Below are 12,206 nucleotides of genomic sequence, written 5' to 3' on the forward strand. Positions count from 1 at the left end.
GCCATGATCAGCCGTATCCTCGCCGTCTCGGTCCGCCAGCGCTGGCTGGTGCTGCTCCTCGTGCTGCTGGCATCCAGTTTCGGCGCCGTCGCGCTCACGAAGCTGCCCATCGACGCGGTGCCCGACATCACCAACAACCAGGTGCAGATCAACACCCTGGCCCCGTCGCTCTCGCCGGTCGACGTCGAGCGGCAGGTCACCTACCCGGTCGAGACCGCGCTCGCCGGCATCAAGGGCCTCGACTACACGCGCTCGCTCTCGCGCAACGGCTTCTCGCAAGTCACCGCGGTCTTCGCCGAGACCCTCGACATCTACTTCGCCCGCCAGCAGGTCGCCGAGCGCCTCGCCCAGGTGCGGGAGGACCTGCCCCCCGGGGTCGAGCCGCGAATGGGGCCGATCTCCACGGGGCTCGGCGAGATCACCATGTGGTCGGTGCAGTACGCGCCGCCGCGTGAGCGCACGACGGTGCCGGCAGGACAGCCGGGCTGGCAGCCGGACGGGCGCTACCGAACCCCGGAGGGCCAGGATCTCGGGTCGGAGCTGGAGCAGGTCGCCTACCTGCGCACGGTTCAGGACTGGATCATCCGGCCGCAGATCAAGGCGGTGCCGGGAGTGGCGGGCGTCGACGGGATCGGCGGCTTCGAGAAGCAGTACCACGTCCAGCCCGACCCGACGAAGCTCACCGCCCTGGACCTCTCCTTCGCGGACGTCGCCCGGGCACTCCAGGCCAACAACGCCAACCAGGGCGCCCGCTACCTGGAGGATAACGGCGAGAGCTACGTGGTGCGCGCCGCCGGCCGCCTGGAGAGCCCGGAGGCGATCGCCGACGTCGTCGTGGCGAGCCGCGGCGGCGTGCCGGTACGGATCCGCGACGTCGCTACGGTGCGAGTGGGGCGCGACCTGCGCACCGGCTCGGCCAGCGAGAACGGGCAGGAGACGGTCATCGGCACCGCCCTGATGCGGATCGGGGAGAACAGCCGCACGGTGGCGGCCGCCGTCGATGCCCGGCTGGACCAGATCCGGCGCGCGCTGCCCCCCGGCATCGTGGTCCAGACGGTGCTCGACCGGCGGCAGCTCGTCGAGGCCACGATCCGCACGGTCGCCAGGAACCTCGCGGAAGGCGCGGGCCTCGTCATCGTCGTCCTGTTCCTGCTGCTGGGCAACATCCGGGCGGCGCTGATCGCCGCGCTGGTGATCCCGGTCGCCATGCTGATGACCGTGACCGGCATGGTCGAAGGGAAGATCTCGGCCAACCTGATGAGCCTCGGGGCGCTCGATTTCGGCCTCATCGTCGACGGTGCGGTGATCATCACCGAGAATGCGCTCCGCCACCTCGCCGAGCGGCAGCACGCGACCGGGCGGGCGCTTACCCTGGAGGAGCGCCTGGAGACGGTGCGGGCGTCGGCCGAGGAGATGATCAAGCCGTCCCTCTACGGGCAGGCGATCATCATCCTGGTCTACGTCCCGCTCCTGACCTTCACGGGGGTCGAGGGCAAGATGTTCCAGCCGATGGCGCTGACCGTCATCCTCGCCCTGGCGGCGGCCTTCGTGCTGTCGCTGACCTTCGTGCCGGCCCTGATCGCCGTCGCCCTCACCGGCCGGGTCACCGAGGCGGAGAACCCCCTGATCCGGGGCCTGAAGGCGGTCTACCGGCCGGTGCTGGCCGCCGCGATCCGCGCGCCCGCGCCGTTCGTGGGGGCGGCGCTGCTGCTCCTCGCGGGCGCCGGCGTCCTCGCCGGGCGGCTCGGGACCGAGTTCATCCCGCAACTCGACGAGAAGAGCATCGCGCTCAACGCCACCCGGATCCCGTCGACCTCCCTCACCCAGTCGCAGGCGATGCAGCTCAAGGTCGAGCGGGCCATCGCGAAATTCCCGCAGGTCGCCTACGTGTTCTCGAAGACCGGCACCGCCGAGGTCGCCACTGACCCGATGCCGCCGAACTCCTCCGACACGTTCGTGATGCTCAAGCCGCAGGCGGAGTGGCCCGACCCGAGCCTGTCGAAGGCCGCGCTGCAGGAGCAGATCGAGGCGGCCTTGGGCGAACTCGCCGGCAACGTCTACGAGTTCTCCCAGCCGATCCAGCTGCGCTTCAACGAACTGCTCGCCGGGACGCGGGGCGATCTCGCCGTGAAGGTGTTCGGCGAGGCCTTCGAGCCGATGCTGGAGACCGCCAACCGGATCGCCGCGATCCTGCGCGGGATCCCGGGCGCCGACGACGTGAAGGTCGAGCAGATCGCCGGGCTGCCGGTCTTCGAGATCCGGATCGACCGGGCCGAGGCGGCGCGGCTGGGCCTGAGCACCGGGGCCATCCAGGACGTGATCGGCGCCGCCATGGGCGGCCGGGACGCCGGATTCGTGTTCGAGGGCGACCGGCGCGTGCCGATCGTGGTGCGCCTGACCGATCAGGTCCGCGAGGACCGGGAAGCCCTGGAGAACCTGCCCGTCCCCCTCCCCCCGGGGCCGAACGGCCGGGCAGCCTCCGTGCTGCTCCGGCAGGTGGCGCAGTTCTCGATCAGCGAGGGGCCGAACCAGATCAGCCGCGAGAACGGCCGCCGCCGGGTGGTGGTCACCGCCAACGTCCGGGGCCGCGACATCGGCTCGCTGGTGGCGGAGGCTCAAAGGAAGGTCGCCGATCAGGTGACCCTGCCGGCGGGCGCCTCCGTGACCTGGGGCGGGCAGTTCGAGAACCTCGCCTCGGCCCAGGCGCGCCTCGCGGTGGTGGTGCCGATCTGCTTCGTCCTGATCTTCCTGCTGCTCTCCTCGGCTCTGGGCGGCGCGCGGGACGCGCTCCTCGTGTTCAGCGCGGTCCCGCTAGCCCTCACCGGCGGCATCGCGGCCCTGTGGCTGCGCGGGATGCCGCTGTCGGTGCCGGCAGCGGTCGGCTTCATCGCCCTCTCGGGCGTGGCGGTGCTCAACGGCCTCGTGATGCTGACCTTCATCAAGCAGCTGGTGGCCGAAGGCCGGCCGCTGCGGGACGCGATCCGGGAGGGCGCCCTCACCCGGCTGCGGCCCGTGGCGATGACCGCCCTGGTCGCCTCCCTGGGCTTCGTGCCGATGGCGCTCGCCACCGGCACGGGCGCGGAGGTCCAGCGGCCGCTCGCCACCGTGGTGATCGGCGGCCTGATCAGCGCGACCCTGCTGACTCTGCTGGTGCTGCCGGCGCTCTACGCGCGCTTCGGCCGGGCCAGTCCGGCGGCCGGCCACCGGAGCGCCGGATTCCCTGAGCCGGTGGCGGATCGTGCAGCCTGACGGGGCCGCCCTCAGGCGGGGAGGATGTGCAGGAAGCCCCCGACCATGCCGAGGGCCCCGATGCCGAACAGACTCGCGGCGATGTAGAGCCGCATCCGGCTCGCGTCGGCCGCCGACGGGGAGGCGTCTTCGGGCGGGTCAAACCAATCCATGGGGGCGCTGTCCAGTCAGTGCATCGGGTGGCTCGGGCGGGAGGCGCCGCCCTAGGCCAGCCCGATGACGGCTGGATGACCGATCCGCCAAGGCGGAGGGCGGGCCCCGCGGAGCCGCCCGTGCGAATCCCGTGCCGCCGCTACGGCTTCACGAGCAGCACGTTCACCGCCTTCGCGAGCACGTGGACGGTATCGCCCTCCTTGAGCCGCAGCGCTTCCAGCGAGTCGAGCGTCATCACCGACGCCATGCGATAGGTGGTGCCGACGAGTTCCACCTCGACCTGGGCCATCACGTCCCCACGCTTGATCGCCGTCACCGTGGCGGGGATGTCGTTGCGGGCACCGTGCTTCATGGATCGTCCTCGTGGCGCAGCCGTCGCGGCTGCCGGATGGGCCTATCGGCTCAAGCGCCTCGGCCTCTGGCAAGGCCGGCGCGCAGGTTCAAGCGGGCGCCGGCCTCGCGTCGGGATCAGCGGCTGCCCGCGGCGCCGGACGCTCCGCCGCTGGCGCCGCCGCCCTGCTGGAACCCGGCCGCGTTGGGCGGCCCCTTCATTCGGCCGTCCTGGTTCGGCATCTCCGGGCCCGGGGCCCCAGCCTTGGTCGAGCCGGTCGTGTCGCTCGTCCCGGTATAGCCGGCCGCGTTCGGCGACCCCTGCATGCGGGCGCCGTGCGCGGCATCGCCGCCGGCCGGGCGGGTTCCCTCGGCGGCCAGCGCCGCGGAGTCAGTTGCCAGCGAGCCCGTTGCCAGGAGGCCGGCGGCCAAGATCGGTATCCACGTCTTCATCTGCGTGCCCTCGCGTGCTCCTCGTGCCGCCTCTCGGGGGCGACAACGAGGCAACCCCGGCGGCGGCTTCCTGTTCGAGGCGCTCAGTCGAGGCGCGCGGCGGCCGGTCTCCGCGGCCGCTACCCGGCCGGACTGGGTTCGGCGACGGCCGCGCCGTCGAGCCTCAGGCCCGCGAAGGTCAGGGTCGCGGTGTAGACGACCGTTCCACCCTCGTCGCGGACCAGCACGGTGAAGGCCTGGTTGTCGCCGTCGCGGGGGATGATCCAGCGCGCGATCTCCGGCAGGCTGATCATCGCCTCCCGGCGCGCCGCATCCAGATCCGCGCACTCGGTCCCATCGGTGTCGGGCAGGAACTGGCCGTCGTGGATGTCGAAGAAGAAGCGGGGCAATCCACCCCTCCGTGCGGTGCTCTCATCAGGCCAACCCACGGTCGGTGCGCCGGTTCTCCATCAATTCCAACCTACGTTACAGGCTTTCCGTCCGGACCGCGGTCCGGAGGCTACCGCGATCAGTGCAGCGCCGAAGATCGGGGGATGGACGGGAGCAGATGACCTGCCGGCGTTCTGCACGCACGCGAACCACCGGCGGCACCAGATCGACGCCGCACGCATCCGCGATCTGCCGTGGGCATCTGGATGCGTCCCGCTGATCTGCCGGCGACGAGAACGAGAGTTCGGACGACTGCCGATCATCACCGCAGGGCCAGTTCGTCGCTATGGCATGTCGCGTCGCGGGTGCGGGGCCGACGTCCCGCCTCAGCATGCCCGCTCCGGAAACAGGGCGTCCCGGGCCTATTGGAACAAGCCGTGGGCTGCCGCCCGGACATCATGGAACATGGTCGCGAAGAAATAGGCCAGGATGAACAATCCCGCATTGAAGAGTCCAGGATAATGGGCGGCCACGTTGCTCGCCCGGGCCGCGGCGGCCTTGCTGGGAAGCAGCCGCCGCACGCACACGGCCACGACGACGCCGATCAGGGCCCCGCCCAAAACATCGCTCGCGTAGTGATAGCCCGCGTAGATGCGCGGAAGGCAGACGACCAGCACCGACCAAGCGTAGGCGAGCGCCCCGAGCGGCCAGGCGAGAAGCCAGAGCGCCGTCGACAGGGCAAAGCTGAGCGCGGCGTGATCGCTCGGGAAGGAACTCCAGTGTTCGAGCGTCCCCATGTTCGTTCCGATCGGAGCCACGAAGGCAGGATCGCCGCCGTGCAGGGGGCGGAGCCGCAACGGGGAGAGATTCTGGACCAGACGCGAAACCACGACGGCCAGGAACATGCCGCCCGCGGCTTCGAACGCCGTCGTCCGGGCGGAAACTTTCTCGTCGCCGCGATACCAGAGATAGATCAAAACGATGATCAGAGGCAGGAGCCTGATGCTCTCGAGATCGAGGAACTTGACGACGAACTTGTCGAAGAACGCGTGGCGGCCGGCAATGGCGCCCGTGAGATGCAGCATATAATCGTCAAGACTCGAAAAGACGTGCATCGACGGATCCTTAGGTCAGGATCAAAGCACGGTAGGCGAAACGCGGCGCCGCGACAACGTGTCTGCCGTCAGTGGATATTGCGTATCTATCTCTTCCGTCCAGCAAGTCCTGACTGACTACCTCTGTTGTGAGTTCCGGCCGGGGTATCGTCTGTAGAGCATCACTTTATCGTGACGCGAGTGGCCGTCTGTTGATTAGAATTGTACCTGCGGATCCGATAGACGGCGCCGCGATCGGCGCTGGACCACGTTCCGAGTCCCGGCAGGATCGGGTGGTGGGCCCGGCAGGACTCGAACCTGCAACCAGACCGTTATGAGCGGCCGGCTCTAACCATTGAGCTACGGGCCCGGGAGGCGCCGACCGATAGCCGATCCCCGCCCGCCCGTCACCCGGTTTCCGCCGCCCCGTCCGGGCTCCGGCTCGGGGGCGCGGGCTCGGCCATCGCCGCGGGCCGGTCCTTGATGTGCCAGAGGTAGCGCGCCAGGATCGACCGGTACGGCGCGAAGACGCCCGCCACGGCGTTCGTGTCCGTCCGGCCGGTGAGCCGGCGCAGGCAGCCCACCGCCGCCACGTCCCCCTCCGGCCAGATGTCCGGATCGTGGAAGTGGAAGATGCCGACCATGTCGGCGGTCCAGGGACCGACGCCGCGGATGCCGCACAGGCGCGCCGCGCGCTCCCGGTGCGGCAGCCCGGCGAGGTCAGGCCCGAGCAGGCCCGCCGCCTCCGCGGCGACGATGGCCTGGAGAGCGCGGATCTTGTTTCCCGAGATGCCGCAGGCCCGCAGCAGATCCGCGTCGCCGGTCTCGAACAGGCCGCGGGGAGTGGTGGCGGCCGTCGCGGCCGCGGCCTCGATCCGCGTCCAGATCGCCGCGGCGGCCCGGGTGGACAACTGCTGGTTGACCACCTCGACGAACAGCCGGTCGGCGACGGGGCCGCTCGCCGGCGGCGCGATCACGATCGGGCCGGCCTCGACGAGGGCGGCCCGCAGGACCGGGTGCGCGCCGGCCGCGTCCAGAAGATGCGCGTAGATTGCGGGATCGAGCATCGCCGTGAAGCCTGTCCGACGTGGGATTCGTCCGGCGGGGTTCCTGGGATCCGGGAGGTTAGCGGCGTTCCCCCGAGGGCGGTCCCGACGCGACTCCCGACCCGCAGAGCCCCGTCGGCGACGGATCATAGCGCGGGCCCCGGGGCGCGGTCCGGGGTCAGGATGCCGCGCGGCCTTGCTCGGGACGCGGGTGGGACCACCTCGGTTCGGAACCGCGCGGCCTGCCGCGGCGGTCTCGTGCGGATGCAAGCCCGGGGGCGAGTCTCGGCGACATGGCGACCTTCTTCACCGCGGACACGCATTTCGGCGACCCGCACATCCTGCGCCACCGCGCGGACCGGTACGGCGACGTCGCGGCCCACGACGAGGCGCTGGTGGCCGGCTGGAACGCCGTGGTCGGCCCGGAAGACGTCGTCTGGCACCTCGGCGACTTCGCCGCGCATGCGAGTCGCGCCCATTGCGCGGCCATCTTCGCCCGGCTGAACGGCGCGAAGCATCTGGTCCGGGGCAATCATGACTCCAACCGCGTGCTGGACCTGCCCTGGGCGGAGCCCCCGGTGGAGAGTCTCCGCCTCTCGGTCGCGGATGCCGCGGGGCGGGCGCACCGCCTGTTCCTGTCGCACTACGCGCATCGCGCCTGGCCGGGCCTGTGGCGGGAGACGCGCCACCTCTACGGGCACAGCCACGGCCGGCTCCCCGACACCACCCGCTCCTGCGATGTCGGCGTCGATGCCTGGGGCGGCCGCCCGATCCCGCTCGACGCCATCCTGGCGCGACAGGACGCGGCCGGCCTGGTCCCGGAGGAGATCGCCGCGCACGGGCTGCGCTAAGGGCTACAGAAAGGGCTGCAGGGAGGGCTGCACGCCCTATGTCACCGCCCACATGTCCGGAGGCCGCACGACCATGACCGACCCCTCCTCTCCACAACCCGGATGGGCCGAGGCCGCGGCGCAGGCCGGGACCGACCTCGGCCTCGGGACCGCCTTCCCGGCGATGCAGCCGGCGGACTGGGACCGGGTCTGCCGCCGGGCCGGCCAGATCCTCGCTGCCCGGGGCGAGGTCCTGTCGCCCGGCTGGGAGCGCGGCGTGGCACGGGCCGCGGGCCGGTCCGATCCCGCCGACGGGCCCGGTGATCAACTGGCCCGCGACGAGGCCGACACCGTGCTGGCCGAGGAGGGCGAGGTGTTCGCCCCCGAGGACGACGCGTGACGTGCGGCGCGTCCGGGTGGTTGCCGTCGCGCGGGCGCCGGCCGATGTAAGGGGCATGCCTCAGCCCGAACACCAGCGCGCCGCCCCGAGACCTGCAGCCCGAGCGAATCACGGCGGCACACCGACGCCCCTGCGGGTGGTGCCGGTCGCGGGCGGTCCGGTCCTCGACGGGCCGACGCGCCTGCGCCTCGGCCAGACCTTGCGGGCGCTGTACGATCCGGTGATCGACGAGGCTCTGGACCCGCGGCTGGCGGAACTGCTGCGCCAGCTCGACGCCGACCGGAAGGGCGGCGCCTCGCGCTGAACCCGCGGTCTATGCCTCCGAAAGGGGCTCCCGCCGGTGGATCGGGGGGATGTCACACCGACGGGAGCCGAGCCGAGCCGACGGATCGACCCAACCCGCCCGTATGTCGCCCGGGAGCAGCCTGGGCGCTTTCACCTAAGTCAAATTCGGCCCGGAATACCGGTATAGAAATGCCGATTTTGCCTCTCCGACGTGGAAAATCGCTCCTGCTCAGGCCGTGGCCCCGGTCACCGAGAGCATGACGCCGTCGTTGCCGATCTCGGATCCGCTGTAGCCGAGCATGCGGGCGAGCTGCTCGCGGGCGCGCCAGACGCGGCTCTTCACGGTGCCGATACGGCAGTTCATCACAGCCGCGGCCTCCTCGTAGCTCAGGTTCTCGATCGCCACGAGGACGAGCGCCTCCCGCATCACCGGGGCGAGCCGGTCGAGGGCGGCGCGCACGTCCTGCAGGTCGAGGTGGCCGCCCTGCTCGGGGATGCTGGTGAGCCGCTCGGCATGGTTGCCGTCGGTGTCGGCGACCTCGCGGCCGTGCTTGCGGTGCTGGCTGTAGAACACGTTGCGCAGGATCGTGAACAGCCACGCCTCCAGGTTGGTCCCGGGGGTGAAGCCGCCCCGCCCGCGCCAGCCGCGCAGCAGCGTGTCCTGCACGAGGTCGTCGGCCGCCGCCGGGTCGCGGGTCAGCGAGACGGCGAACCGGTGCAGGGCCGGCACCACCTCCAGCAGGCCCGCCCGGAAGGTCGCGTCCCGCTCGCCCTCGGCCTGCACCAGGGCGACGTCGAGGCGGGCCAGCAGCTCGGCGAAGCGCTCCGCGGCGGTCCCGGGCGCCGGGCCGATCTGCTCGTAGGCACGGCCGAGCAGCGTCCCGAGATGGGCGCGCACCGCCTCCGGCAGGCCGTGCCGGCCGTCCTCGCCGGACTCCTCCGCGAGGTCTTCGGCGAAGTCATCGGCCAAGGTCTCGGCGGGATCGAGGAGGGATGGGCCTTCTGTGGCGGGCATGCAGGTCCGGTCGTCGGCGGGCGGGCCGGTGGCCCCATGGCACCGGTTGTCGCCCGCCCCGAACCCCCATGCCGCAACATGGGTTAGCCCTATCGCGGAAGGCGCCTCAGCCCCGGGTGCCGTATCGCCGCGCCGCCGCGACCCCCGCGAGCACGGCCGCGCCGGCCGCGGCGGCGGCGAGGCCCGCACTCAGGGTCCCGGCGGACGGCACGCCCTTGCGCGCGCGCCAGCCCCCGTCCGTCCCCGTCCCCCGCGCGACCGGATCGCGCAGGGNGCGCCGTGGGTGCGCGGGCCCGGATCGGCCCGGTCGAGGGCGAGCCGGAATCCCAGGCCCATGAGATGCTCGGTCGGGTACGGGGCCAGCGCGTAGCCCACCTGCGCGAGGCGGGCCGGCCAGCCCACCGCGACCTCGTCCCGCGGGTGCCGCACGAGGCGGAGATAGGTCTCGGCCACGGCCTCGGGCGCGTAGTACAGGTGGCCGGGATTGAGCCGCTTGCCGGTGACGTTGGCGCCGTGCTCCAGTCCCGGCGTGTCGACGATCGCCGGGAACACCGCGCAGACGTGGACGTGCCGGTGCCGGGCGAGTTCCTGGCGCAGGCTCGCCGAGAAGCCGCGCAGGCCGAACTTGCTCGCCGTGTAGGCGGCCGCGAAGGGTGTCGGCGCCCAGCCGCCCATGGAGACCGTGTTGATCAGCGTGCCCCGGCCGCGGTCGAGGAAGTGCGGCAGCACCGCGTAGGCGCCGTGGAGCGCGCCCAGCAGGTTCACCGCGATCGTCCGCCGGTGCAGGTCGAGCGGCGCGTCGAGCAGGGGGCCGAAGACGCCGACCCCGGCGTTGTTGATCCAGACGTCGATGGCCCCGAAGGCGTCGATCGCGGCGCGGGCCAGGGCGTCGACCGCCGCCGGATCCGTGACGTCGGTGGGGACCGCCAGCGCCCGCGCCCCCGATGCGCGCAGGTCCCGGACGATCCCGTCGAGCACCTCCGCCCGGCGCGCCGCCAGGACCACCCGGGCGCCCCTCGCCGCGAAGGCCTCGGCGGCGGCCCGGCCGATGCCGCTCGAAGCCCCGGTGATCACCACCGTGCCGCCGTCCCGTCCCGCCATGCCGGGTCTCCGTCTCGTCTTGCAACTCCACAGCGAACCGCGGCGCGGGAAGTGGCGTTCCCCCTGGCAGCTGCGGCGAACCGGACATGTCTGCCCGCGGACCTCCGAACGCCGCCCCGAGCCCGTCCGCCTGTCCGCCGAGGTCCGCCGATGCCAACCCCCGACCCGATCCGCCCCGAGGCCGCCGGCCCGCAGGGACGGGCTTCGCAGGACCAGGCCTCCGCCGTCTGGACGCTGGCGCTCGCCACCGCGCTGATCGGCCTCGTCGCCTTGCCGCGCCGGGCCGCCCGGCCGGCCGAGCGGCGGGCCGGGGCGCCCGAACGCGACGGCGCACGCCGGCCCTCGCCCTCGCACGCGGGCGGCGAGGCCCACGCGGTCGCCCGGACCCAGACCGATCGCGGGCGCGCCGCCTCGGGGCCGACCGAGATCCCCGCCAAGGGCTGGAAGGACATCGCGCTGCGCACCTACCACGACATCGGCGAGAACCGCCTGTCGCTGATCGCGGCCGGGGTGACCTTCTTCACGCTGCTGGCGATCTTCCCCGCGGTGGCGGCCCTGGTTTCCTGCTACGGCCTCGTGGCCGACGCCTCGACCATCAACGACCAGCTCGCCAGCCTCCAGGGCATCCTGCCGCAGGGGGCGCTGGAGATCGTCGGCGATCAGGTCAAGCGCCTGAACGAGCAGGGCAACACCACCCTCGGCTTCAGCCTGCTCGTCGGCATCGTCCTGTCGGTCTGGAGCGCCAATGGCGGCGTGAAGCACGTCTTCGACGCGCTCAACCTCGTCTACAACGAGCGCGAGAAGCGCAACTTCGTGGTGCTCAACCTCGTCTCCCTCGGCTTCACCGCGGGTGCGCTGCTGTTCCTCATCCTGGCGCTGTCGGCAGTCGTCGTCCTGCCGGTGGTGCTCTCGTATATCGGCCTCGGCACGGACGCGTGGTGGCTGACGCTGCTGCGCTGGCCTGCCCTGCTGGTGGCTGTGCTGCTCGGGCTCGCCCTGCTCTACCGCTACGGGCCCAGCCGGGACGCGCCCCGCTGGCGCTGGGTCACGCCGGGCGGCGCCCTGGCGGCCGTGCTCTGGATCGCCGCCTCGCTGCTGTTCTCCTGGTACGTCGCCCATTTCGGCAGCTACAACAAGACCTACGGCTCGCTCGGCGCGGCGATCGGTTTCATGACCTGGATCTGGCTCTCGACCATGATCGTGCTGGTCGGCGCCCAGGTGAATGCCGAGATGGAGCACCAGACCGCCGAGGACACCACCGTCGGTGAGCCGCAGCCCCTCGGCACCCGCCGGGCCCGCATGGCCGACACGGTGGGCGCCGCCGCGGAATAGGGCGCCTGCGCGGCGTCGCCCCGGTGGCGGAACGGGGACCAGGCTCCTGAGGTCTCCCATCCTGGTCCGGCCGCCGGTCACCGCCCGGGATCAGGCTGTCATGGCTGCTCTGCCGCGCGCCCGCAGGGTTTCGGCGCCTCTGCCAAGCAACCGAGGGCTCGCGGGCCCGATTTCGGGCGGGTGCGAGACTTGTCCCGCCTCCGGCTCACGACCGGACGAGGCGAACTAACACAGGTTGGCGCGCGTTTTTTCGGTCCAGGCACAAGCCGGTCAAGAAGATCCGAACTTCGGTGTTCGAAAGATCGCTGCTCCTTGCCTGATAGAAATATCCGTGGCTCGCTCCTTCAACGATACCGCTGGTGATGCCGTCCTGCGGGCCGGTGGCAAGGCCGGGGCCTTGTGGCCGCATCCCGGCAGGCGGAACGTGGCCGGGCTTTCCGTGCCGGCCGTTCGTGCCCCGATGGTCCATCCCCTGCGGGTCATGGGGGCCGCGGCGTGAGGCGGTTCGGTTCGCAGCACGCCGGCGCGGCAGCGCTTTGACCGGAGGCG

12 protein-coding genes, 1 tRNA gene and 1 pseudogene are annotated in these 12,206 nt (G+C 71.9%); 5 read left to right on the forward strand and 9 right to left on the reverse strand.

The features are described from left to right. The first annotated feature begins 3 nt into the window (after positions 1-3). A complete protein-coding gene (locus tag MMSR116_RS17080) occupies positions 4-3,249 on the forward strand; it encodes an efflux RND transporter permease subunit (protein ID WP_010686622.1) in 3,246 nt (1,081 codons plus the stop codon). 11 nt (positions 3,250-3,260) lie between these two features. On the opposite strand, the gene MMSR116_RS31385 is transcribed toward MMSR116_RS17080, so the two are convergent. The 7 genes from MMSR116_RS31385 to MMSR116_RS17110 all read right to left on the reverse strand — a co-directional run bounded on the left by MMSR116_RS31385 (position 3,261) and on the right by MMSR116_RS17110 (position 6,715). Beyond that, positions 3,261-3,401: a hypothetical protein gene (locus MMSR116_RS31385; protein WP_010686621.1), complete on the reverse strand. Its 141-nt coding sequence runs from the start codon at positions 3,399-3,401 to the stop codon at positions 3,261-3,263. A gap of 140 nt (positions 3,402-3,541) precedes the next feature. After that, entirely contained in the window at positions 3,542-3,754 is a 213-nt protein-coding gene (locus MMSR116_RS17085; protein WP_010686620.1) for a TOBE domain-containing protein, read from the reverse strand. A gap of 116 nt (positions 3,755-3,870) precedes the next feature. Then, positions 3,871-4,185, reverse strand: coding sequence for a hypothetical protein (locus tag MMSR116_RS17090; protein WP_010686619.1), 315 nt, complete (start codon positions 4,183-4,185; stop codon positions 3,871-3,873). Between the two features lie 119 nt (positions 4,186-4,304). Beyond that, complete coding sequence (locus MMSR116_RS17095; protein WP_010686618.1) at positions 4,305-4,574, reverse strand: DUF6894 family protein; 270 nt, start codon at positions 4,572-4,574, stop codon at positions 4,305-4,307. A 402-nt stretch (positions 4,575-4,976) separates the two neighbouring features. Continuing rightward, positions 4,977-5,669 carry a phosphatase PAP2 family protein gene (locus MMSR116_RS17100; protein ID WP_010686617.1) on the reverse strand — a complete coding sequence of 231 codons (693 nt, stop codon included), beginning with the start codon at positions 5,667-5,669 and terminating at the stop codon, positions 4,977-4,979. Positions 5,670-5,942: 273 nt separating this feature from the next. After that, positions 5,943-6,018 (reverse strand) — tRNA-Ile (locus MMSR116_RS17105). A 37-nt stretch (positions 6,019-6,055) separates the two neighbouring features. Further along, positions 6,056-6,715 (reverse strand): DNA-3-methyladenine glycosylase family protein, encoded by a 660-nt coding sequence (locus MMSR116_RS17110; RefSeq protein ID WP_010686616.1) that lies wholly within the window; start codon positions 6,713-6,715, stop codon positions 6,056-6,058. Between the two features lie 272 nt (positions 6,716-6,987). Here MMSR116_RS17110 and MMSR116_RS17115 point away from each other — a divergent pair, with 272 nt between their 5' ends. From MMSR116_RS17115 to MMSR116_RS17125, 3 genes are all read left to right on the forward strand, one after another. Further along, entirely contained in the window at positions 6,988-7,545 is a 558-nt protein-coding gene (locus tag MMSR116_RS17115) for a metallophosphoesterase (RefSeq protein ID WP_010686615.1), read from the forward strand. Positions 7,546-7,618: 73 nt separating this feature from the next. Further along, positions 7,619-7,924 carry a hypothetical protein gene (locus MMSR116_RS17120; RefSeq protein WP_010686614.1) on the forward strand — a complete coding sequence of 102 codons (306 nt, stop codon included), beginning with the start codon at positions 7,619-7,621 and terminating at the stop codon, positions 7,922-7,924. A 55-nt stretch (positions 7,925-7,979) separates the two neighbouring features. Then, the gene (locus MMSR116_RS17125) at positions 7,980-8,228 is read left to right on the forward strand and encodes a hypothetical protein (protein WP_039894525.1); all 249 of its coding nucleotides are present in this window, start codon (positions 7,980-7,982) and stop codon (positions 8,226-8,228) included. A gap of 210 nt (positions 8,229-8,438) precedes the next feature. Here the strand turns inward: MMSR116_RS17125 and MMSR116_RS17130 are convergent, their stop codons facing one another. Further along, on the reverse strand, positions 8,439-9,224 hold the full coding sequence (locus tag MMSR116_RS17130) for a sigma-70 family RNA polymerase sigma factor (protein ID WP_010686612.1): 786 nt from the start codon (positions 9,222-9,224) through the stop codon (positions 8,439-8,441). A gap of 106 nt (positions 9,225-9,330) precedes the next feature. Next, positions 9,331-10,325 (reverse strand): annotated as a pseudogene (locus MMSR116_RS17135) (SDR family oxidoreductase). A 150-nt stretch (positions 10,326-10,475) separates the two neighbouring features. Here MMSR116_RS17135 and MMSR116_RS17140 point away from each other — a divergent pair. Further along, entirely contained in the window at positions 10,476-11,657 is a 1,182-nt protein-coding gene (locus MMSR116_RS17140; RefSeq protein ID WP_010686610.1) for a YihY/virulence factor BrkB family protein, read from the forward strand. The last annotated feature ends 549 nt before the right edge of the window (positions 11,658-12,206 follow it).

Origin of the sequence: Methylobacterium mesophilicum SR1.6/6 (assembly GCF_000364445.2) — a bacterium.
Taxonomy (GTDB): Bacteria; Pseudomonadota; Alphaproteobacteria; order Rhizobiales; family Beijerinckiaceae; genus Methylobacterium; species Methylobacterium mesophilicum_A.

Coding starts and splice junctions, on each gene's coding strand:
- MMSR116_RS17080 (WP_010686622.1), top strand. CDS start 4: ATGATCAGCCGTATCCTCGCCGTCTCGGTCCGCCAGCGCTGGCTGGTG.
- MMSR116_RS31385 (WP_010686621.1), bottom strand. CDS start 3,401: ATGGATTGGTTTGACCCGCCCGAAGACGCCTCCCCGTCGGCGGCCGAC.
- MMSR116_RS17085 (WP_010686620.1), bottom strand. CDS start 3,754: ATGAAGCACGGTGCCCGCAACGACATCCCCGCCACGGTGACGGCGATC.
- MMSR116_RS17090 (WP_010686619.1), bottom strand. CDS start 4,185: ATGAAGACGTGGATACCGATCTTGGCCGCCGGCCTCCTGGCAACGGGC.
- MMSR116_RS17100 (WP_010686617.1), bottom strand. CDS start 5,669: ATGCACGTCTTTTCGAGTCTTGACGATTATATGCTGCATCTCACGGGC.
- MMSR116_RS17110 (WP_010686616.1), bottom strand. CDS start 6,715: ATGCTCGATCCCGCAATCTACGCGCATCTTCTGGACGCGGCCGGCGCG.
- MMSR116_RS17115 (WP_010686615.1), top strand. CDS start 6,988: ATGGCGACCTTCTTCACCGCGGACACGCATTTCGGCGACCCGCACATC.
- MMSR116_RS17120 (WP_010686614.1), top strand. CDS start 7,619: ATGACCGACCCCTCCTCTCCACAACCCGGATGGGCCGAGGCCGCGGCG.
- MMSR116_RS17125 (WP_039894525.1), top strand. CDS start 7,980: ATGCCTCAGCCCGAACACCAGCGCGCCGCCCCGAGACCTGCAGCCCGA.
- MMSR116_RS17130 (WP_010686612.1), bottom strand. CDS start 9,224: ATGCCCGCCACAGAAGGCCCATCCCTCCTCGATCCCGCCGAGACCTTG.
- MMSR116_RS17140 (WP_010686610.1), top strand. CDS start 10,476: ATGCCAACCCCCGACCCGATCCGCCCCGAGGCCGCCGGCCCGCAGGGA.